Source organism: Haladaptatus sp. AB643 (genome assembly GCF_024136975.1).
Taxonomy (GTDB): domain Archaea; phylum Halobacteriota; class Halobacteria; order Halobacteriales; family Haladaptataceae; genus Haladaptatus.
The window spans coordinates 175,213-195,947 of record NZ_JAMYJW010000006.1; the positions used below are offsets into that span (position 1 = coordinate 175,213).

Here is a 20,735-nt window from a genome sequence, read left to right on the forward strand (position 1 = left end):
ATGTCAGCGCTGCGCGATGCGTTGCGAGAACTCCCGGATGCCGTGTTCGCAGACCTACTGGAGAGCGACGGGGAGTACCTCCTCGTCCTCGACATGCCCGGCGTCACCGAGGAAACTATCGACATCGACGTGACGAATGGCCGCCTCCAGATCGAAGCGCGGCGCGAGAAGGACGTTCCCATCGAGTTCGACTACCTGAGCGAGGAACGCCCGCTCTTCCTCGATGCCGAACTGCCGCTTCCGCCGGATGCGACCGGCTCAGGTGCGGAAGCGACGGTTTCCCGTGGTGTGCTCGAAATCACGCTCCCGAAACGGACGTCGGCTCCCGAGGAGTCGGTGCCGGTTACGAGCCGTTAAGCGCGGGTGGTCACACTGGTATTTCTCCGCGCATATCGTCGGTTCGTTATCGTCGCATGGCAGTTCTTGCCGCTGCTGGTGAGCTATGCCCGCGACCGGAATCGGTTCCTGTTCTTCGGGTCGTCACGGCAGGTGACGAGCGAGATGCGACGGGAGCGGGCGGATACGCTCCTCAGTTCGCTTTTGACCCTCGGTCCGACGTTCATCAAACTCGGGCAACTACTGTCGAGCCGTCCCGACGTTCTCCCGCCGGAGTACGTGGACGAGCTTTCGAAACTGCAAGACGAAGTCCCGCCCGCCCCGTGGGAGGACGCTCAAAACGTCCTCGAAGCGGAACTCGGCCCCATCGAGGACAACTTCGAGGAGTTCGACACTGACGCGATCAGCGGTGCGAGCCTCGGGCAGGTGTACGACGCGCGAATCGACGGCGAGCGCGTCGCGGTGAAGGTCAGACGCCCCGGCATCGAGGACCTGGTCGCGGCCGACCTACGAGTCATTCGCTGGTCGCTTCCCGTTCTCATGCGATTTTTGGGCCAGGGACGGGCCTTCTCGCTCGAAAACCTCGCCGACGAGTTCGGTCGGACGATCCGGGAGGAGATGGATTACGACCGCGAGGCGTCGATGCTGAACGAGATTCGGACGAACTTCGAGGACGACCCCGATATCGTCATCCCGCGCGTCATCGAGAGCCACTCCGGTTCCCGCGTCCTCACGATGGAGTTCCTCGGCGGCACGAAGATCAACCGGATAGACGAACTTGACGAGGAGGGACTCGACCGCCACGAACTCGCCGTAAACCTCCAGCGGGCCTACCTCCAGATGATAATTCAGGACGGCGTGTTCCACGCGGACCCGCATCCCGGTAACCTCGCCGTCACGGACGATGGCAGCATCATCTTCTACGACTTCGGCATGAGCGGGCACGTGGACGACTTCATCCAGCGTAAGATCGTCGAGTTCTACATCGCGGTGGCGAACCAGGACATCGAAGGGATCCTCGACGCGCTCATCGAGATGGGAACCCTCAGCCCCGAAGCCGACCGCAGGACGATGGGACAGGTGATGGAACTCGCCATCGAGGACGCCCGCGGCGAGGACATCGAGACCTATCGCGTCCAACAGATCGTCTCGCAGGTCGAGGACACGATCTACGAGTTCCCGCTCCGCCTGCCGTCGAACCTCGCGCTCGTCCTGCGGGTGGCGACGGTCGTGGAGGGCGTCTGTGTCACCCTCGATCCCGGCTTCGACTTCATCGCGGTGGCGACGGAGTACCTCACCGAGGAGGGGTACCGCGAGGAGTCGATCAAACAGTACGTCTCGGAGACGGGCGATCAACTACAGGCGTCGGCCCAGTCGCTCGTCCGGACGCCGCCCAAACTGGAGCGCGCGTTGGACAGAATCGACCGCGACGACCTGTACGCCCGCGTCAGCATCGAGGACGACAACGACGTGTTCGACCTGCTGGCCAAACGGCTCATCTACGGCATCCTGCTCGCGTTCGGCGGGTTGACGACGGCGGTGTTGTACGTCGCAGAGGCGTTCCCCGCCGCCGCCGTCGCCGGACTGATTTCGCTGTTCGTCACGTTCCTGCTCTATCGTTCGTTCCGCAAACGGCGCGGGATTCGAACGACCCCACAGTTCACCCGACAGAACTTGCGGGAACGGGACGGGGAGTAGGGAAACCGATTCGTGTTCGATTCGTTCCACAATCTTTTTCCAAATTCTGGTCATTGAATTGAACAATGACGACCACCGTCACTCCCTCCAGTACCAGCGACCACGAGAGCCACTGGTGGATACTCCTGTTGCCGGGTTTGATTTCTGCTTTCATCGCCACCGTCGCGCTCGGGGTTGCCGGACTCGTGCTCCACGGCGAACCGCCGCTCTCGGTTTCGACGCTCCCCGCTCCGATAACGTTCGTTCTCGGGCTTGCGTTACTCACTGCGCCCGCCGCCGTCGCCATCGGTATCCACTTCGACCGAAAGTACGTCGCGTCGGTGTCCGAGTGGAAACCCCGTTCCGAATACGTCCTCCTCGGTGTCGCCATGTGGTTCGGCATCGGTATCCCGTTCGCCCTGTTGTACCTCTATCGCCGCCATCAGTACCTCGGCATCCCCTGAGTCGAACTCACGGCGTCAATCCCATGGGGACGAGCGGTGCCGAAGATCGAACCGTCCGCTTTACCGAACGACTACCGAATCGAATCCACAACGGCGGGACCGGAACTCAGCGGTTTCCGGTCAGTACGAGGAAAAGACCGAACAGTACACCCACCACGACGAGGCCGATGCCTCCGATTCCGTATAGTTTCGGTGTACTGTACTGGAGTTGGCTACCGTATTTCAGGATCGCCGCGGACAGGAGGAGCGTAAGTCCCGATCCGGTGAGAACGGTCGCGAGGTCGAATCCGATTGGATTACCAATGTCTGGCACGAACTTAATTGCCAGCGACGGTGGATACAGCTATTGCTTGCAGATACAAGCAATCGACGGTGATCGGTGTTCGATTGCAATCGACGAGTCGTCACGACCAAGACGAGTTGCCCACGCCCACCGCGACTCCGCTCCGACCGTTCCCGAAAACACCATCTCCCTGACTGCCACATTCCGTAGCTTTTCCCCTCCCCCTCGCCAAGACTCGGTATGCAAATCGAACCCTTCGGCTTGGAACGCTGGTTCGCCGAATACGAACACGAGGCCGACATCATGTTGGCCGAGAGCGGCATCCGGAGCCTCGACGCCGACCGCTTCGACCTGAACCCCGGCGAGTTGGGCTACGTCATCCCGACGAACGGCGACCCCGAGTTCCGCGCCGAGGTGGGCGAGCGCTACGGCCGGAGCGCCGACGAGGTGCTGTTCACCTGCGGAACACAGGAGGCGAACTTCCTGGCCTTCCTGAGCCTGTTGGACGAGGACGGGCATGCCGTGGTAGTCACCCCGACCTATCAGGCCCTCCACACGGTGCCCGACTCGATGGGCGAGGTGACGAGGGTGTCGCTCGAACCGCCCGAATGGGAACTCGACGTGGACGCCGTCGCCGACGCGATTCGGGAGGAGACGAACGTCATCGTCCTGAACAACCCGAACAACCCGACCGGGCGGTATCACCCGCAAGAGACGGTCGAAGCGCTCTACGACCTCGCGGAGGACGCCGGGGCGTACCTGCTCTGCGACGAGGTGTACCGACTGCTGTCCGACGATCCGGTGGACCCCGTGGCGAGCATGGGCGAGTACGGTATCAGCACGACGAGTTTGACGAAGGCGTACGGACTCGCCGGTCTTCGGTTCGGTTGGCTCGTCGGCGCGGAGGACGTCGTGGACGGCGCGTGGGAGTGGAAGGATTACACGACAATCTCGCCGGGCATCATCGACCAGCACGTCGCCCGGCAGGCGCTCGGCGAGCACGAGGAGGACATTCTGGCCGAGAACCGCGAACTCGCGGCGAGCAACCGCGCCCGCGTGCGGGAGTTCGTGAACGACCACGGCTTGGAGTGGTACGACCCGGTGGGCGTGAACGGTTTCGTCCGGATTCCGGACGGCTTCGAGGACAGCGAGGCGTTCTGTCGCGGTGTGGTCGAGGAGGAGAGCGTCGTCCTCGCGCCGGGGAACCTGTTCGGGTTCGACCGCTACTTCCGAATCGGGTTCGGCCTGCCCGCCGACGAGTTGGAGGACGGACTGGGGCGCGTCGAGTCGTTTCTCGACCGACACGCGTAACCGCCGCTGTTCTCCCGTATCCCTCGTGTCCTCCTGAACCCCTCGGATTTCAGAGTTTCGACTGTCGGAAAAGCTAATTCGAGCAGTAAAAACGACAGCGGAGAACGGAGAAGTCAGTAACTGCGAACTTTCGGCTCGTACTTCTTGTTCTCGCCTTCGAGGATGGTCGGCCTGTACCAGAGTTCCGGCGTGCCGTCGTTCCACGAGAGCATCGTGTGTTTCAGCCACACGTCGTCGCGGCGGTTCTGGTTCTCCTCGCGCCAGTGAGCGCCACGGAACTCGTCGCGGGCGAGCGCGCCGAGCGTGATGGCCTCACCCAAATCGAGGAGGTTGCGCATCTCGATGGTGTGGATGAGGTCGGTGTTGAACGTACGGGACGGGTCGTTGACGTACACGTCGCCGTAGGACTTCCGAATCTCGTGGATGTCTTCGAGCGCCTGCTTGAGACCCTCCTCGTTTCGGAACACGTTGACGTTGTCCGTCATCGTCTTCTGGAGTTTGGCGCGCAGTTCGGCCTGCTGGACGCCGTCGTCCTTTTCGAGAAGCGTCTCGATACGGGCACGTTCGGCTTCCAACGTGTCTTCGACGGTCTGGGACGGGTCGGCGAGCGAGGTCCCGCCGTCGGCTACGGCACTGTCGTCGTCCGAATCGACCGCACCGGGTTCGACGGGCGTATCGACGTCGCCCATCTCGATGTCGCCGCTCTGTCCGGTCTGAATCTCCGGTTCGCCGAGGTCCTCGCCCGCGGCGTGGCGTCCGGCGCGGGCACCGAAGACGATGAGTTCCGGCAGGGCGTTGCCGCCGAGACGGTTCGACCCGTGGACGGACACGCAGGCACACTCGCCCGCGGCGTACAGTCCGGAGATGCAGGTCTCGCCGTTCTCGTCGGTTTCGATGCCACCCATCGCGTAGTGCTGGCCGGGTTTGACCGGCATCGGTTCTTCGAGCGCGTCGACGCCCTCGAAGTCCCGCGCGAGGTGGAGGATGTTTTCGAGACGGTCCGTGATGCGCTCCTCGCCGAGGTGGCGCATGTCGAGGTGGACGTACTCGTCGTTGATGCCGCGTCCGTTGTTCACTTCGGTCAGTTCGGCACGGGCGACCACGTCACGGGAGGCGAGTTCGCCGTCGTTGTTCGCGTAGCCGTGCTCGAACATGAACCGTTCTCCCTCGCTGTTGTAGAGGATACCACCTTCGCCACGCACACCTTCGGAGATGAGAACACCGGTCGAAGGGAGCGTTGTCGGGTGGAATTGGATGAACTCCATGTCCTCCAGCGGGACACCCGCACGGTATGCCATCGCGGCACCGTCGCCGGTGTTGGCAACCGCGTTGGTCGTGTGGTCGAAGACCTGCCCGAGACCACCGGTCGTCAGGATGACGCCGTTTTTGGCGGTGAAGCCTTCGATCTTGCCGGTCTGGATGTCGTAGCCGACGACACCGTGACAGCTACGTTCCGAGGGGTCGTCTTCGTCCGTGACGGCGAGTTGGGTGACGTACCATTCGTCGTACACCTGAATGCCGCGTTTGACGACCTGCTCGTACATCGTGTGGAGCAGGTGGTGACCCGTCTCCGCCCCGGCGTAGGTCGTCCGGGCGAACGACAGTCCACCGAACGGGCGCTGGGAGACGCGTCCGTCGTCCTCGCGGGAGAACGCCATTCCCCAGTGTTCGAGTTGGATGGTCTCTTTCGGGCTATCCTGACAGAGAGTTTCGATCGCTGGGGCGTCGCCGAGATAGTCCGACCCCTTCATGGTGTCGTAGGCGTGGAGTTCCCAGTCGTCGCCCTCTCTGAGTGCCGCGTTGATACCGCCTTCCGCTGCGCCGGTGTGGCTTCGAACGGGGTGAAGCTTCGTGACGAGGGCGACATCTGCGCCCTGCTCGTGGGCCGCGATGGCCGCACGAAGCCCCGAACCGCCAGCACCGACGACGATTACGTCGTGTTCGTACATTGTGTCTGAATTTGGCTTACCAGAACTTGAGGTTGTTCTTCACTGCCGAGCGCTTGAGTTCCTGGATGTGCTCGGTCAGCGGGATGTCTTTCGGGCAGACGTTCGTACAGGAGAACTGGGTCTGACAGCGCCAGACGCCGTGTTCCTGGTCGAGAATGTCGTACCGGTGTTGGTGCATCTCCTCGCCCTCGCGGTCGTCCATGGCGAATCGGAACGCCTTGTTCAGCGCCGCCGGGCCGAGATACTGGTTGTCGCCCGCCGCGATGTTACACGAGGACATACATGCCCCACACCAGATACAGCGTGTGGACATCTTGATCTTCTCGCGGTTCTCGCGGGATTGTCGCTGTTCTTCGAGTTCGTCACTCGGCTTCTCGCTCGTCTGGAAGTACGGTTCGACCGAGTGCATCTGGTCGTAGAAGTGCTCCATGTCCACGACGAGGTCCTTGACGACCTCCGCGTGCGGGAGCGGTTCGACGCGAACCGTTCCCTTCAGATCGGAAATCTGGGTCTGACAGCCCAGTCGCTGCGTGCCGTTGATGAACAGCGCGTCGCTGCCGCAGATGGCCTGTCGGCAGGAGTGACGGAAGGTGAGCGTCGTGTCGAAGTGGTCACGCGCGTAGATGAGCGCGTCGAGGACGGTCATCCCCTTCTCGTACGGAACGTGGAACTCGTCGAACCGCGGTTCCATCTTCCCCTCGACTTCGGGGTCGTAGCGGAACACCTTGAGGCGAACCGTCTCCCCGTCCGTCTCGGTCGATTCCTGCACTTTCGATGGTTCGTTTCCCCCCTTCTCGGCCCGTCGGCGGTCGCCGGGGGTTTCGGTGCGTTCGGTCTCGCTTTCCTGGTCCGCGTCTTCGGATAGTTGCGTGCTCATTTACATCAACCCGTTCATGGTGAGTGCGACGTAGATACCCTGAATGGCCAGCAGGAGGCCGGCCACGACGAGTACCCATTTCACCGCCGTCTTTCGGCTTCCCGTGAGACCCTGGTTCAGCAGGGCCGCGTACACGCCGTTCACGCCGTGGAACGTCGCCGTGAGGAGGAACAACGTCATCGTGGCGAAGTATCCCCACTGGGACATCCGCGCCTGCGTTCCGAGGAAGGTCACGTCCTCGGCGTGGTTGACGAAGTGGAGCATGAAGAGGTGGAACGCCAGCACGACGATGAGGAACGCCGCCGTAACGCGCTGGAGGAACCACGACATGCTGCCGCTTCGGAACGAGGAGTAGCGCTCTGCCATTTCAGAACGCCCCCGAGAGTAGCGTCGGAATGCTCGCCAACACGATGATGGCGGTCACGATCAGCGACGCGTAGAAGCTCTTGTCCTGCGATTCCAGTCCGAGTCCGAGGTCGATAAAGAGGAGTCTGACGCCGTTGAGAATGTGGAAGACAGCCACGGCGATCAGTCCGACTTCGGCGATTCGGATGACGGTTAGCCCTTCGAGACCCTGGATCGTTTGGGTGTAGTAGTGCCCGTTACCGACAGTAGAGGTACTCAGCACGGCGATATGTGTGAACAAATAGCCGATGAGCACCCACCCGGTAAATTTGTGGAAGATCCAGGCCCACATGCCGGCCGAAAACTCACGCCATCGGCCGAAGTCCTCAATGAGGCCTCGATCATACGATTGACTCATGCCACTCGAATGGTCGGTACCGGGGGCAAATAGAAGTTACTACCTGTCCGCGTATGCGCCCCGAAAGTGCACCTCGATTGACCACTCGCCCCCTCAGTACCGAATCCGAAACGGACGCGCATCTCCGGGTCTCTATCGGCTCATCTCTACAACAAATACGGCGAACGTTTGAGTGTTTACAGGAACTAACTATCAGTAATATTCAAACCACAGATTGCCGCTTTCGGGATGAAGCGGCAACCGTCGCGGATATCGGGGTTACTGGTCGCCGAGTTCGGGTGCCCCGACGTAGCCCGGCGGTTGCACGTCGCCCTCGGTTTCCGCGTGTGCCCGGTCGCGTTTCAGCGCGCGGCGGGTGTCCGCGTTCAGTTCCACGATGTGACAGAGCGGGTTTCCGGGGTAGACCACCGGATTCTCCAGCACACCGACGAGCAGGCCGGTGAACGGTGCCTTGACGGACTCGCTTTCGGTCTTGAACGGGTTCGTGATGGAACAGATTGGCGTCCCCTCGTACACCAGCGAGCCACGGTCGTAATGCATCTCGACGAGGCCCCCGACGTCCGCGCGGAGCCACGTCTTTTCCTTCTCGTCGTCGATGACGGTTCGCCATCCGGGCCACTTCACCGGGTCGTCGGGGTGGAGATTGTACTCCGCGAAGGCGCTCATCACTCCTTCGAGCGCTCGGTCGATGAAGTGTCGTTGGAAGCGGTGTGCTTCGCCCATCTCGATGGTGATGGTCGGAATTCCCGAATCGGAGGCCTCCCGACGGAGCGTTCCGGACGAACCGTGCGAGGAGATGATGACGTTCGAACCGAACGCGCGGGCGAGTCGGACGACTTCGGGATTCTCCATATCAGCACGAACGTGGAGCATGTTCGTCCGGCCGCGTGTGGACGTGTGGAAGTCGATGCCGAAATCGCACGGTTCGAGGAAGTTGCGATAGATCTGATCGGCCATCCGCTTCGCGCTCGTGGACCCCTGACGCCCCGGGAACGAGCGGTTCAGGTCGCGGTCGTAGATGGGGAGGTATCGCTGTTGGGCGAGGAACCCGGGGACGTTCATCACGGGGAGACAGACGATGGTCCCGTGCAACTCCTCGTGATTCCAGTCGTAGGCGACTTCACGGACGACTTCGATACCGTTGAGTTCGTCACCGTGGGCCGCCGCAGAGAGAAAGACGGTCGGGCCGGGATACTCCCCGTTGACGATGGTAACGGGAATCCGAACCGGATCACCGAGATACGTCTCGCTGATTCCGTACCGGATGTTTTGGATTTCGCCCGGTTCCACGATACCGCCATTGTACGTGAACGGCTCCGCCTCGTCCCCGGTCATGTACACCACTCAGGGAGCACCGTATAAAAATATACTACTACACATGTCCCGTTCCGAAACTATTCTGTGGGGGACGTTGACGCTTCAAATCAACTGGGAACGATTTAAGACCGGACGGACGAAATGTACGTTAATGGATTCTAACGGCTCACCTGTACGGGTTGGGGTACTCAGTCTACACAACAGCAAGGAAACGAAAGCGATCTGTAACGCTATCGAGGATCTCGGTCACGAACCGGAGTGGCTTCGCCACGAAAACACCGCGGTCGAAATCGAGAATGGGGAAGTCACGCTCGAACCGGATATCGACGTCGTCGCCAACCGCCTTCTGCTCTCCAATACTGAACAACCGTCCGAAGCGCTCGGACTCGCGAACATCTACGACTCTCTCGTTCCGATTCTCAACCGACCGCACGCGGTTATGACGGCCATTCACAAGTTCTCGACCGCGGCGAGTCTCACGAACGCCGGAGTCCAAGTTCCGGATGCGCTTCTCGCGCTCGACACCGACCGCCTCAACGACGGTCGGGCGAACTACGGCGAGGAGGCCGTCTACAAAACCGCCATCGGAACTCACGGCGGTGGGACGTGGAAGGTCGGTCCGGACGAACTCGTCAATCCGCGCGTGGGAGATCGACAGGCGTTCTTACAGGACCTCATCGAGCGCGACGAGGGACGACACCGCGACCTTCGCGTCTACGTCGTCGGCGACCAGATCGTCGGCGCGATGAACCGCTACGCCCCGGAAAACGACTGGCGGACGAACGTCGCGCTCGGCGGCGACGTCGAGGACATGACCGACGAACTGCCGGACGAAGTCGTCGATATCGCCCGGCGGGCGACCGACGTCGTCGGACTCGACTACGCCGGTGTGGACCTCATCGAGGGGAACGACGGCTGGTACGTCCTGGAAGTCAACCCGACGGCCGGGTTCAAAGGCCTGTACAAGGCGACCGGTCGAAGTGCGGCCCCGTACATCGCGAAGGCGGCGATCGAGGCGGGCGGCGGGGAGGTCGACCACCAGCGCGTGGATGAGTTGTCCGCGACGTTGGACGACTCCGTCCCGTCCTGCAAGCCCGTCAGCAGTAGTCCGGAACCGACCGAAACCGTCGTCATCGGCTACACAGAGGAAGTGCTGGTGAGCGGAACCAGCGGGTCGGAAACCGTCGTCGCGAAATCCGACACGGGTGCAACCCGGTCGAGTATCGACACGAAACTCGCCGCCCAGATCGGTGCCGGTCCCATCAAGAGCATGACCCGCGTCAAGTCGGGCAGCAGCAAGTCGAGCAAATCGCGCCCCGTCGTGGACGTGGTCATCGGCGTCGGCGGCAACCGCCACACCGTCACCGCGAGCATCGAGGACCGAAGTCACATGGACTACCCGGTCCTCCTCGGTCGGGACATCCTCGAACATTACCAGGTGGACGTGCGCCGCCGGGTCGATGCCGAGGACGAAGCCGAGATGGAAGAGGAAGAGGAGCACGCCGAAGAATAAGCAGGGTAAGGCGGACAGCTTTTTTGCCGTGGCTTCCTACCGATGAGCAACTGCTACGAGTGAGACGATGAACGACGACGCACTATCTACACTTCGGGAGGACCCCGTGATGGCCGAGTTGCTCGACAGACACGACCCGTACTCGGAAGCGAACTGGTCGGAGTACGAACGGCTCTGTATCTCGATAATCAACCAACAGCTCTCGACGGCGAGCGCGGCGGCGGTCAAAGAGCGCGTCTTCTCCCTGCTCGGGGACGTGACGCCGAAAACCGTGCTGGCCGCGGACGACGACGACCTCCGGGACGCGGGTCTCTCGCGCACGAAAGTCGAATACCTGAAGAACGCGGCTCGCGCGTTCCAGCGGAACGATCTCACCAGGGAGGGACTATCCGAGCATTCGAACGAGGAAGTCGTGGACGCGCTGACCGAGATAAAGGGTGTCGGCGAGTGGACCGCCAGAATGTATCTGCTGTTCGTGCTGGAACGGGAGGATATCCTCCCGCTCGGTGACCTCGCGGTACGCCGCGGCATCCAGCAACTGTACGGAAACGGGGCAGAGCTGACGCGCGAGGAGATGCGTGAAATCGGCGAACAGTGGCGACCCTACCGCTCGATCGCGACGCGATACATCTGGGCCGAGTACGAATCGGAGTGAGAAAACCGTTCGAAAACGACGCCGGAGGGTGTCTACGGTCGTCCTTCCGCGGATACCGTAGTTGGGGGATGGGCGATGGATTCAGTCGTCGTGTCCGTTTCCGTGGTCGCCGTCGTGGCCATGGCCGTGGTCGTCATCGTGACCGTGTCCGTGATGGTGACTCCAGATCGGTCGCCGGACGGCACGTCGGGTGTCGAGGTGGCCCTCTCCGTGGTAGGTCGGGTTGTCGAGGTCGCGCGCGGTGTTTTCGAGGTGTTCACGGACCTCACCCGGCGTCGCGTCCGGGTTGGCGCTCTTGATCAGCGCGGCAGCACCGACGACCTGCGGCGTCGCCATGCTCGTTCCCGCCTTCCAACCGTACGCGGGAACCATGTCCGCCTCGTCGTCCTCGTCGCCCCAGTCGAACACCGTGCTCAGCACCATGTCGTACTGTGCGTTCGCGTCCTCCGGTGCGTCCTGATCGAGGTTTCCGCCGGGTGCGCTGATGTCGATGGCCTCCGCCCCGTAGTTGGTGTAGAAGGCCGGTTCCCACGTCGGCTTTCGCAAGTGGTGGAGCGCCCGCTTGTAGTGATGATGGTCGTGGTGCCAGTGATGACCGTGGTGGTCTTCGTCCTCGTCTTTTTCCTCGTCGTCCCAGAGAAAGCCGATGGGGCCGGTGGCGCTGATGCTCATGACGTTGTCGGCCTCGTTCGGGAGGCTGATGACGTCGCCGTCGGTATCGAGGTTCACGCCGTCGTTGCCCGCGGCCGCGACGAGGAGCGTGCCCTTCTCGTTCGCGTACGTGGACGCCCGCTCGATGGACTCCTCCAACAGTTCCGTATCCGAATCGTCCGGCAGCGGGTACGCGCCGAGACTCATGTTCGACACGTCGGACTCGATGTCCGCGCTGTACACCATCGCCGCGACGATGTCCCCGAACGTCGCGAACGGTCCGGTAAAGACTCGAAGCGCGACGAGGTCCGTGTCGGGTGCGGTTCCGATGACGCCGTCCTCGTTCGATCCGTCGGCGGCGATGATGCCCGAGACGTGGGTTCCGTGGTCGCTGATGAGGGGGTTGAAGTCCCCGCCGTCCCCGGTGAAGTTCTTCGAGAGGTCGGTGTTTAGCGCGCGTTTCAAATCCGGATGGGTTTCGAGCGCCCCGGAGTCGATGACCGACACGCGGGTCCCCTCCCCGCGCGTCTTTCGGTGGACTTGGAGCACGTTCTGTGCTTGTTTGTCCCACTGCAGGTCGTAGCGCGTATCGTGTGGATGATGGTCCGAACGTTCGTGGTGTTCGGCCTCGACTCGGTTGAACTCCATCTTCACGTCCTTGGAGTACCGCGTTCCCACGACCTTGCTCTCGTCACCTTTGACCACGGCGATGCCGATTTGGCTGAGATCGTGGACGACTTCGAGGCCGTCGAGGACGTCGGCCGAGGCATCACGCAGATCGACGACGTATCGGTCCGAAGTCGATTCCGCGGAAACGGTCGGGACGGTCAGTGCCAATCCACCCAGTGCAACCCCTGCACCCTTCAAAAAAGAACGGCGCGTCGGTTTTCGTGACATTCGTTCTCACTTCCCATCGAACATATATTAATGTTAATACTCACTTATCGATTAAAAATATGAAAGTATAGAATACGTTCATCTTTTTCGGGACGAAGATGAACTCAGTCGTCGTGACCGTGACCGTGATCGTCGTCGTGATCATATCCGCGACTGTGTCCGTGGCCGTCGTCGTGGTCGTCGTGACCGTGATGACCCCAACGGTCGTCCCCGATTTCCTTCCAGACGGCCCGTGCGGTGTCGAGGTGGCCCTCCCCGTGATAGGTCGGGTTGTCGAGGTCACGTGCCGTGTCTTCGAGGTGCTGGCGAACCTCGCCCGGCGTCGCATCCGGGTTGACGCTCTTGACCAGTGCGGCGACGGCCGTCACTTGTGGTGACGCCATGCTCGTTCCCGCCATCCACCCGTAGTCCGGCACTCGTTCGCCGTCCTCTTCGGTAAAGATCGTGCTCAGAACGAGGTCGTAGTACCACTTCGAGTCGGTACCGATCTGGCTCTGGTCGGCGTTTCCGCCGGGTGCGCTGATGTCGACCGCATCCGCGCCGTAGTTCGTGTAAAACGCCGGTTCGTACGTCGGCTTTCGGAGGTGACGGAGCGCCGCGTGGTAGTTTTCGTCCTCCGGATTCTCGTCGTCCCAACGGTAGCCGATGGGGCCGGTGGCGCTGATACTCATGACGTTGTCGGCCTCGTTCGGGAGGCTGATGACGTCGCCGTCGGCGTCGAGGTTGGACGAATCGTTGCCCGCCGCCGCGACCATGAGCGTACCCTTCTCGTTCGCGTACGAGGACGCCCGTTCGACGGAGTCCTTGAGAACGGCGGTGTCCGAATCGTCCGGCAGCGGGTACGCACCGAGGCTCATGTTCGCCACGTCGGATCCGATGTCCGCGCTATACACCATCGCCGCGATAACGTCGCCGAACGTCGCTTCCGGCCCGGAGAACACCCGAAGGGCGACGAGGTCTGTTTCGGGCGCGGTGCCGGTCACGCCTTTACCGTTCCTGTCGTCTGCGGCGATGATACCGGAACAGTGCGTTCCGTGGTCGCTCTCGACCGGGTTGAAGTCCCCGCCGTCGTCGGTGAAGTTCTTCGAGAGGTCGGTGTTGAGCGCGTGTTTCAAATCCGGATGGTCCTCGTACGCTCCCGAATCGATGACCGACACGCGGGTCCCTTCTCCGCGCGTCTTCCGGTGAACCTGCGGGATGCGTTGTGCCTGCTTGTCCCACTGATACTTGTAGAGCGGGTCCTGCATCCAATGATGCCGGTCGTGGTGGTGTCCGTGATGCTCCACCTCCGGGAACGTCACCGCCATGTCGACGTCCTTCGAATACCGCGTTCCACTCACCTTTTCGTCAGTCCCCTTGACGACCGCGATGTCGATTTGATCGAGACGATGGACGATGTCGAGCCCTGCCAGGTCGCTGTCCGATGTGGACCGAAGATCGACGATATAGCGGTCCTCCGACGGACTCGCGGAGACCGTCGGCATCGTCATCGTCAGTCCAGCAAGTGCCACCCCTGCACCTTTCAAAAATGAACGTCTCGTTGGTTTTTGTGACATTCCAATAGATATCAATACTTATTCTGTTTAATGTTATCGGTCTCGGCAACTGCTAACGAATCACTCGAAGATAGATGATCTCCGGAAAGAATTAAATTCTAATATAATTAATATGGAAAAATCTCCCGTTGCGGGCGATTACGTATGCGCTATGGAGAATGAGGGAAAAAGAACGGACGTCGATTACCGAAAACTCACGTCGGGTTCCAATTCAGCAGTGAGATCGAGGTACGATTCGATGAGTGTCTCCGATCCATCGAATCGGATTCCGTCGCTTTCCCATTCGATGACCCCGGCCGCATCCATCTTCGGGATATGGTTGTGGCGTAGTTCGATGAGGATTTCCCGTTTATCCCTCGTCGTGCGGTCGTCCAGATCCACGATTCGCTCGGCGAGACGTTCCGAGTCGAGGGGGCAGTCGCTACTCCGAAGACAGTAAAGGACGTGTCGACGACGGTGGTCCGCCAGTAGTTCCATCACTACGTCGAGGTCGTTCGCTCCGGCGTGTTGGTCCTCCGAGTCCGTCCCCGAAACACCGGTCGAATTGGAACTCATGGTTGTCCGAACTATCGAAATAGAAATCCAAAAGGCCGATGCCTACACACTTAGGTGTCCCAGTGAGCGCTCAGAATCCTTTCCCGAGCAGTTCCCGGGCGATGATGTTCTTCTGTATTTCCGTCGTTCCCTCGTAGATCTGGGTGATCTTCGCATCACGGTACAGTCGTTCAACGTCGAAATCGTTGACGTATCCGGACCCGCCGTGAATCTGAACCGCTTCGTCGGCGCACTCGACGGCGGTACGCGAGGAGAACTCCTTCGCCATCGATGCCAACTGGGTCAGTTGTCCGTCGCCCTCGGAGACGCTCCACGCGGATTTGTAGGTGAGGTTGCGTGCGGCCTCCGTCTTCGTGTGCATCTCGGCGAGTTTGTGCTGGATTGCTTGGAAGTCGCTGATGGAACGCCCGAACTGTTCACGCTCTTGGGCGTATTCGAGGGCGCGTTCGCACGCACCCTTGGCGATACCGACACCCTGTGCGGCGACGGCCGTACGGGTTTCGTCGAAGAACTGCATGAGTTGTAGGAAGCCCATACCGCGCGTGCCGACGAGGTTCTCCTCGGGGACGCGCACGTCGTCGAAGATGAGTTCGGCGGTGTCGGAGGCACGGATACCGAGTTTCCCCGTGATCTTGTCGGCTTCGAAGCCGTCACGGTCGGATTCGACGATGATCTGGGAGAACCCGGCATAGCGGTCCTCTGCTTCGGGGTCGGTCTTCGTCATGACGACGAAGAAGTCGCCGATGGACCCGTTGGTGATCCACATCTTGTTGCCGTTGATGACCCACTCGTCGCCGTCCTTTTCGGCGGTCGTGGAGACCGAAGACACGTCCGAACCCGTGTCCGGTTCACTGATGGCGGTACCCATGACCGCGTCGCCCGCCGCGACGGGGGCGAGGTACTCCTCCTTCTGTTCTTCCGTCCCGAACTCACGGATGGCGTCCCCGCCGAACGCGGTGCTCGTGATACAGAGGCCGATGCCCGGATCGACGGCGAACAGTTCCTCGACGATGATGGCGACTTCGAGTGGCGAGTAGCCCGCCCCACCGTACTCGATGGGGATGTTCGCGCCGGTCAACCCCATCTCGGCCGCTTTGTCGATGATTTCCCACGGGTACTCCTCCTTCTGGTCGTACTCCTTCGCGATCGGTGCGACCTCGTTCTCCGCGAATCGCCGCACTTCGTCACGAATAGCTTGCTGTTCTTCTGATAGTTCGAAGTCCATGTGGATGGATTACGGGGCCACGGATAAATCGTTTTGTAACCGGATATAAACTGGAAGAGCGTTTATTAGTTCACATAGAGAAACGTTGAAACACCCCCGTAACGAGGGTTCTTGCATGGAGCTCGAAGATATCAACACCATAGCGGTTCTCGGCGCAGGCAACATGGGCCACGGAATCGCTGAAGTCGCGGCGCTCGCGGGATTCGACGTAAACCTGCGGGATATCAAAGAGGAGTTCGTCCAGAACGGCTACGAGGGAATCGAGTGGAGCCTCGGAAAACTGGCCGAAAACGATCAGATCAGCGAGGCGGACGCCGACGCCGCGCTGGACCGCGTGACGCCGCTCGTGGACTTCGAGGAGGCCGTCTCGGACGCCGACTTCGTCATCGAAGCCGTCCCCGAGAAGATGGAGATCAAAAAGGACGTGTACGGGGAACTGGAGGAGTACGCCCCCGACCACACGATTTTTGCCACCAACACGTCCAGTCTCTCGATCACCGAACTCTCCGAGGTGACCGAGCGCCCCGAACAGTTCTGCGGGATGCACTTTTTCAACCCGCCGGTTCGGATGCAACTCGTCGAAGTCATCACGGGTGCCCACACGAACGAGGGCGTTCTCGACGTCACCGAGGAGTTGGCCGAGGAGATGGGCAAATCCCCCGTTCGCGTGCGCAAGGATAGCCCCGGGTTCATCGTCAACCGCGTGCTCGTCCCCCTGATGAACGAGGCCGCGTGGATCGTCGAATCCGGCGACGCCACCATCGAGGAAGTGGACAGCGCGACGAAGTTCGACATGGGCCTGCCGATGGGCAGTTTCGAACTCGCGGACCAGGTCGGCATCGACGTCGGCTATCACGTCCTCGAATATATGCACGAGGTGCTCGGTGACGCCTACGAACCGTGCCCGCTGCTCGCCGAAAAGGTCGAGGAGGGGAACCTCGGCAAGAAAACCGGAACGGGATTCTACGACTACGAGGACGGCGGTGTCGATATCCCGACCGACGCCGGAAACGAGGACGTCATCCTCCGCCTGCAAGCCGTGATGGCGAACGAGGTCGCCAAACTCGTCGGCAACGACGTCGCGCCCGCCGGGGAAATCGACGAGGCGGTCATGCTCGGCGCTGGCTTCCCCGAAGGACCGGCCCGGATGGCAGACGACGCCGGACTGTCGACGTTGCTGGAAACGCTCGAATCCCTCCACGAGGAGACGGGTTCGGAACGCTACGAACCCGCGGACTACCTCGAAGAGCGCGCCGAGGTCGGCGGCTTCGCCGACCCGGATGAGGACGAAGGCATCGAGTTTGAGGCCATCCGCATCGAGAAACCCGGCGAGATGGTCGGACAAATCGTCCTCGACCGCCCACACCGCATGAACACCATCAGCGGGGAACTGCTGGACGAACTGTCGGTCGCAATCGACCAACTGGAGGAGGACGACGAGGTCCGTGCCGTCCTCATCACGGGCGAGGGCGACAAGGCGTTCTCCGCCGGAGCGGACGTCCAGAGCATGGCCGCGGGCGGTGCCGACCCCATCGGAGCCATCGAACTCTCGCGCAAAGGCCAGGAGACGTTCGGTAAACTCGAATCCTGTTCGATGCCGGTCGTCGCCGGAATCGACGGCTACTGTCTCGGCGGCGGGATGGAGCTGTCGATGTGCGCCGACCTCCGAATCGCCAGCGAGCGCTCGGAACTCGGTCAGCCCGAACACGACCTCGGCCTCCTGCCGGGGTGGGGCGGAACCCAACGCCTCCAGCATATCGTCGGCGAGGGGCGCGCGAAAGAGATCATCTTCACCGCGGACCGCTTCGACCCCGAGACGATGGCCGACTACGGCTTCCTGAACGAAGTCGTCCCGACCGATGAGTTCGAAGAGAGCGCCTTCGAACTGGCCACGAAGCTCGCGGGCGGCCCGCCGATCGCACAGAAGTTCACGAAGCGTGCGATGCTCAAGGGATGGGAGAGCACGGAGGCCGGACTCGAAATCGAAGCCCAAGCGTTCGGACACCTGATGGCGACGGACGACCTGATGGAAGGCATCACCGCGTTCATGGGCAAGCGCGACGCCGAGTTCGAAGGCAAGTAAACTGCCACCCCTTCCCAAAAGGGGTGACACCAATTGACGCGGAATCAGCCCGCTGTCGGTCGATAACGGAAGGTTTAAACTAGTCCAACAGAAAGCAATGAGTGCGCAGAAGCGTAGGACGCTCGGTTGGTGTAGTCCGGCCAATCATCTTGGCCTTTCGAGCCGAGGACCAGGGTTCAAATCCCTGACCGAGCATTTTCCGAATGAAATGAGGAAAAGCGCAGCGTCTGGGATTTGAGCAGACGAGTCGCAGCCCGGAATGGCCCGAAGGGCCACATGCCCGGACCGTCTCGACGAGTTCAAATCCCTGACCGAGCATTCCAACGGTGCGCCTTCTTTCGGTTTTCTACTTGCTCAGGTATACGTGTACGTCCATGCCTGAAACCAATAAAGAAAATCGGAACTACGGAAGTCGCCGTAGTGTAGCGATTCGATCCATCTGTCAAACCAAAATGACTACTCCTTCGTCTCTGGTATTGTATTTCGTGACGAGGACGACCTTCTTTGATGTCGTTGACGAGTTCGATGGATGCGTGCGGTTTTCCCGAATCGCCACTCGCGATCAAAGACGGCTCTCGCGGGTCACTGTCACCGGTTGATTTTCACCAATACGAGAAACTTTATACTCCAAACACAACGAATGGATACACATCCAATGTCATTGGAAAATCAATTCAATTCTGGATTATCTGCCGATAGGAATGCGGGCACTCTCGTGAGTGCTCTTTTACTGGCTGTGATTACAATTGAGACAATTCCGCTGCCAATTCCGATCTATATCGCACCTGCTACAAGCCTCGGCGCACTCATACTTCTCCCAGTCGTCTACTGGCACTTTGGCAACTATGACCGCTCACCGCTCGGCTATGCCGTAGGGATTCTCTTTGGCTATGCACTGATCCACTCGCTCGTCTTCCTCGCTATCGATTATGCGACTGTCTCATCCGGATTTTTGCGAGCAAAATGGTGGATCGAACAAGTTGTCGCACTCTCGGTAGGCGTTGCTGTCTTCTTCGTCCTCCGTGTGACTTTGCGCGACGTCTCAACTGACGAACGTACTCAATACCTTCTCCTTGGAGGGTTGCTGTCCGTTATCCCTGCGTACTTCTCCATCGCGTGGATGGTCACGGGATTTGATGCCCTTGCCATCGTTCCCCGTTTGGTCCGTGGTTTTGCACCGACGGGGTTCGAAGGATTATGGCGAACGACTGGGTTTGCGAGCGAGCCATCTCACTTCGCGTTTCTGATCGTCACAACTCTTCTTCCGGCGGCGCTTCTACACTATGCTGACGACTGGCGACGTGTTGCCATTGTCTGCGGAGGCCTACTCATCATCCTTTTAACAACCCTTTCGACGACAGGAATGCTTTTACTCGTCATATTCGTCGCAGCGCTCACACTTCTCTCGGGGCGCTGGAAGTTTGCGGCACTCGGTATCGGGCTCGTTATGCTTGGTATTGCTGTCTTTGTGATATTACTACCACACACGTATATGGCAAAGCAACTAACCTTCCTCGTCACGGGTGGATGGCGACACTCGATTAATACCCGATTCTTCTCGACGATTGGACCGGTGTTCGCGGCCTTCTCGTCAATTCACGGGTTCGTCGGGTACGGACTAGGTGGCACAGCCGCGCATACGACTCAACTCCTACCGACGAAATCGCTCGCCAGTTTGGCGCACAACTCCGGTGGCACGATATCGCTCAAAACCTTGGTGGGACGAATTGTCGCCGAGCTGGGGATCCCTGGATTGGCGATCGTCGGGGTTGTCTTCGGTGGTGCATATGTTCAACTCGCACGGATGCACGACTACGATTTTTCTCCGTGGAACTGGACGTTCGAATATCGTGTAATTGCCGCCGCACTTGTTACTGCTGTGTTCGGTCATGGAATCGGCAACGCCTCGTTTGCGATACCTGTCGTTTGGCTCTGGTTGGCGTGGATCGACGCGGATAGCCTATCCCAGTCGGCTAATCGCCGCCACAACAAGCACCCCCGGTGAAAATGCAACCAACAACCCGACCGCAGTGAGAGTTGCCAGTTGAATGTCTGCGATCGTCGGTGAGAGGATCGCGACACATGTAATTAATATGATTAGTACATAGATCGATTCGAGTATATCCTCTCCCGATAATGTAAGATCCATATAATGTAATACTATCTTGATTGTCTTAATAGTATGGACATACATATGTAGTTTCGTTCAGATTGTCGTTTGGGCAAGACTTCCGGAGGTGTCCAGTTTCATCATTGAAGTCATTGTCGTACTGTCAACATTGGCGATGGTCTGATTGATCTCTCAGGAACAACAGACCGAGAAGCGATGCGTCGGTGTGTTTTCGATCGGATGGGGATTCGAGCAGGCAGTATCTACCACGAGAATGAAATTCAGTGGATCGATTCATATTCATAATCTTCAACACTATCCGAATTATTTCGAAGCCTGCCGCCATTCCGGCCGTTCCCACTAAACAGACATTTCAGGGAGATTTACCACATATCCATCAATAATGCCTAACCGTTCAAACGAGTGAAAATAGTGCAGAGACGGGTGGAAACGAGATGGCAACTCTCGATAGTTCAACAGAACTAGCGGATATCTTTATTACCGTGGGGTGCC

At 60.1% G+C, this 20,735-nt stretch carries 18 protein-coding genes and 1 tRNA gene; 9 read left to right on the forward strand and 10 right to left on the reverse strand.

Going from position 1 to position 20,735, the window contains the following annotated elements; all coding sequences use genetic code 11:
* The 3 genes from NKF25_RS13865 to NKF25_RS13875 all read left to right on the forward strand — a co-directional run bounded on the left by NKF25_RS13865 (position 1) and on the right by NKF25_RS13875 (position 2,477).
* The gene (locus NKF25_RS13865) at positions 1-357 is read left to right on the forward strand and encodes an Hsp20/alpha crystallin family protein (protein WP_066145412.1); all 357 of its coding nucleotides are present in this window, start codon (positions 1-3) and stop codon (positions 355-357) included.
* 6 nt (positions 358-363) lie between these two features.
* Positions 364-2,034: an AarF/UbiB family protein gene (locus NKF25_RS13870; RefSeq protein WP_253227248.1), complete on the forward strand. Its 1,671-nt coding sequence runs from the start codon at positions 364-366 to the stop codon at positions 2,032-2,034.
* Positions 2,035-2,099: 65 nt separating this feature from the next.
* Complete coding sequence (locus tag NKF25_RS13875; protein ID WP_253227249.1) at positions 2,100-2,477, forward strand: hypothetical protein; 378 nt, start codon at positions 2,100-2,102, stop codon at positions 2,475-2,477.
* 106 nt (positions 2,478-2,583) lie between these two features.
* Here the strand turns inward: NKF25_RS13875 and NKF25_RS13880 are convergent, their stop codons facing one another.
* Positions 2,584-2,790: a hypothetical protein gene (locus NKF25_RS13880; RefSeq protein ID WP_253227250.1), complete on the reverse strand. Its 207-nt coding sequence runs from the start codon at positions 2,788-2,790 to the stop codon at positions 2,584-2,586.
* A gap of 210 nt (positions 2,791-3,000) precedes the next feature.
* Here NKF25_RS13880 and NKF25_RS13885 point away from each other — a divergent pair, with 210 nt between their 5' ends.
* The gene (locus NKF25_RS13885; RefSeq protein ID WP_253227251.1) at positions 3,001-4,071 is read left to right on the forward strand and encodes an aminotransferase class I/II-fold pyridoxal phosphate-dependent enzyme; all 1,071 of its coding nucleotides are present in this window, start codon (positions 3,001-3,003) and stop codon (positions 4,069-4,071) included.
* Positions 4,072-4,184: 113 nt separating this feature from the next.
* Here NKF25_RS13885 and NKF25_RS13890 read toward each other — a convergent pair whose 3' ends face one another.
* From NKF25_RS13890 to NKF25_RS13910, 5 genes are all read right to left on the reverse strand, one after another.
* A complete protein-coding gene (locus tag NKF25_RS13890) occupies positions 4,185-6,020 on the reverse strand; it encodes an FAD-binding protein (protein ID WP_253227252.1) in 1,836 nt (611 codons plus the stop codon).
* Between the two features lie 16 nt (positions 6,021-6,036).
* A complete protein-coding gene (locus NKF25_RS13895) occupies positions 6,037-6,897 on the reverse strand; it encodes a succinate dehydrogenase/fumarate reductase iron-sulfur subunit (protein WP_066145437.1) in 861 nt (286 codons plus the stop codon).
* Positions 6,898-7,263 (reverse strand): succinate dehydrogenase hydrophobic membrane anchor subunit, encoded by a 366-nt coding sequence (locus NKF25_RS13900; protein WP_253227253.1) that lies wholly within the window; start codon positions 7,261-7,263, stop codon positions 6,898-6,900. It lies immediately after the preceding gene.
* Between the two features lies 1 nt (position 7,264).
* Entirely contained in the window at positions 7,265-7,660 is a 396-nt protein-coding gene (sdhC, locus tag NKF25_RS13905; RefSeq protein WP_253227254.1) for a succinate dehydrogenase, cytochrome b556 subunit, read from the reverse strand.
* 258 nt (positions 7,661-7,918) lie between these two features.
* Positions 7,919-8,995 carry a succinylglutamate desuccinylase/aspartoacylase family protein gene (locus NKF25_RS13910; RefSeq protein WP_066146615.1) on the reverse strand — a complete coding sequence of 359 codons (1,077 nt, stop codon included), beginning with the start codon at positions 8,993-8,995 and terminating at the stop codon, positions 7,919-7,921.
* Between the two features lie 133 nt (positions 8,996-9,128).
* Here NKF25_RS13910 and NKF25_RS13915 point away from each other — a divergent pair, with 133 nt between their 5' ends.
* Together NKF25_RS13915 and NKF25_RS13920 are read left to right on the forward strand one after the other, a co-directional pair.
* The gene (locus tag NKF25_RS13915; RefSeq protein WP_253227255.1) at positions 9,129-10,490 is read left to right on the forward strand and encodes a RimK family alpha-L-glutamate ligase; all 1,362 of its coding nucleotides are present in this window, start codon (positions 9,129-9,131) and stop codon (positions 10,488-10,490) included.
* A gap of 67 nt (positions 10,491-10,557) precedes the next feature.
* Positions 10,558-11,145, forward strand: a complete 588-nt coding sequence (locus NKF25_RS13920; protein ID WP_253227256.1) for a DNA-3-methyladenine glycosylase 2 family protein — start codon at positions 10,558-10,560, stop codon at positions 11,143-11,145.
* An 81-nt stretch (positions 11,146-11,226) separates the two neighbouring features.
* Here the strand turns inward: NKF25_RS13920 and NKF25_RS13925 are convergent, their stop codons facing one another.
* The 4 genes from NKF25_RS13925 to NKF25_RS13945 form a co-directional block, all read right to left on the reverse strand.
* Complete coding sequence (locus NKF25_RS13925) at positions 11,227-12,693, reverse strand: S8 family serine peptidase (protein WP_253227257.1); 1,467 nt, start codon at positions 12,691-12,693, stop codon at positions 11,227-11,229.
* 104 nt (positions 12,694-12,797) lie between these two features.
* Positions 12,798-14,204: a S8 family serine peptidase gene (locus tag NKF25_RS13935; RefSeq protein ID WP_253234080.1), complete on the reverse strand. Its 1,407-nt coding sequence runs from the start codon at positions 14,202-14,204 to the stop codon at positions 12,798-12,800.
* A 228-nt stretch (positions 14,205-14,432) separates the two neighbouring features.
* Positions 14,433-14,804, reverse strand: a complete 372-nt coding sequence (locus tag NKF25_RS13940) for a hypothetical protein (RefSeq protein WP_253227258.1) — start codon at positions 14,802-14,804, stop codon at positions 14,433-14,435.
* A gap of 70 nt (positions 14,805-14,874) precedes the next feature.
* Positions 14,875-16,029 carry an acyl-CoA dehydrogenase family protein gene (locus NKF25_RS13945; RefSeq protein ID WP_253227259.1) on the reverse strand — a complete coding sequence of 385 codons (1,155 nt, stop codon included), beginning with the start codon at positions 16,027-16,029 and terminating at the stop codon, positions 14,875-14,877.
* Between the two features lie 115 nt (positions 16,030-16,144).
* Here NKF25_RS13945 and NKF25_RS13950 point away from each other — a divergent pair, with 115 nt between their 5' ends.
* The 3 genes from NKF25_RS13950 (at position 16,145) to NKF25_RS13960 (ending at position 20,117) form a co-directional block, all read left to right on the forward strand.
* Positions 16,145-18,112 (forward strand): 3-hydroxyacyl-CoA dehydrogenase/enoyl-CoA hydratase family protein, encoded by a 1,968-nt coding sequence (locus NKF25_RS13950; protein ID WP_253227260.1) that lies wholly within the window; start codon positions 16,145-16,147, stop codon positions 18,110-18,112.
* A 120-nt stretch (positions 18,113-18,232) separates the two neighbouring features.
* A tRNA-Glu gene (locus NKF25_RS13955) sits at positions 18,233-18,307 on the forward strand.
* A 460-nt stretch (positions 18,308-18,767) separates the two neighbouring features.
* Positions 18,768-20,117: a hypothetical protein gene (locus NKF25_RS13960; protein ID WP_253227261.1), complete on the forward strand. Its 1,350-nt coding sequence runs from the start codon at positions 18,768-18,770 to the stop codon at positions 20,115-20,117.
* Positions 20,118-20,735 lie beyond the last annotated feature (618 nt).

Excerpts from the sequence above, each read along its gene's own strand:
- NKF25_RS13865 (WP_066145412.1), top strand. The coding sequence starts at position 1 with ATGTCAGCGCTGCGCGATGCGTTGCGAGAACTCCCGGATGCCGTGTTC.
- NKF25_RS13875 (WP_253227249.1), top strand. The coding sequence starts at position 2,100 with ATGACGACCACCGTCACTCCCTCCAGTACCAGCGACCACGAGAGCCAC.
- NKF25_RS13885 (WP_253227251.1), top strand. The coding sequence starts at position 3,001 with ATGCAAATCGAACCCTTCGGCTTGGAACGCTGGTTCGCCGAATACGAA.
- NKF25_RS13890 (WP_253227252.1), bottom strand. The coding sequence starts at position 6,020 with ATGTACGAACACGACGTAATCGTCGTCGGTGCTGGCGGTTCGGGGCTT.
- NKF25_RS13895 (WP_066145437.1), bottom strand. The coding sequence starts at position 6,897 with ATGAGCACGCAACTATCCGAAGACGCGGACCAGGAAAGCGAGACCGAA.
- NKF25_RS13900 (WP_253227253.1), bottom strand. The coding sequence starts at position 7,263 with ATGGCAGAGCGCTACTCCTCGTTCCGAAGCGGCAGCATGTCGTGGTTC.
- sdhC (WP_253227254.1), bottom strand. The coding sequence starts at position 7,660 with ATGAGTCAATCGTATGATCGAGGCCTCATTGAGGACTTCGGCCGATGG.
- NKF25_RS13910 (WP_066146615.1), bottom strand. The coding sequence starts at position 8,995 with ATGACCGGGGACGAGGCGGAGCCGTTCACGTACAATGGCGGTATCGTG.
- NKF25_RS13915 (WP_253227255.1), top strand. The coding sequence starts at position 9,129 with ATGGATTCTAACGGCTCACCTGTACGGGTTGGGGTACTCAGTCTACAC.
- NKF25_RS13920 (WP_253227256.1), top strand. The coding sequence starts at position 10,558 with ATGAACGACGACGCACTATCTACACTTCGGGAGGACCCCGTGATGGCC.
- NKF25_RS13925 (WP_253227257.1), bottom strand. The coding sequence starts at position 12,693 with ATGTCACGAAAACCGACGCGCCGTTCTTTTTTGAAGGGTGCAGGGGTT.
- NKF25_RS13940 (WP_253227258.1), bottom strand. The coding sequence starts at position 14,804 with ATGAGTTCCAATTCGACCGGTGTTTCGGGGACGGACTCGGAGGACCAA.
- NKF25_RS13945 (WP_253227259.1), bottom strand. The coding sequence starts at position 16,029 with ATGGACTTCGAACTATCAGAAGAACAGCAAGCTATTCGTGACGAAGTG.
- NKF25_RS13950 (WP_253227260.1), top strand. The coding sequence starts at position 16,145 with ATGGAGCTCGAAGATATCAACACCATAGCGGTTCTCGGCGCAGGCAAC.
- NKF25_RS13960 (WP_253227261.1), top strand. The coding sequence starts at position 18,768 with ATGTCATTGGAAAATCAATTCAATTCTGGATTATCTGCCGATAGGAAT.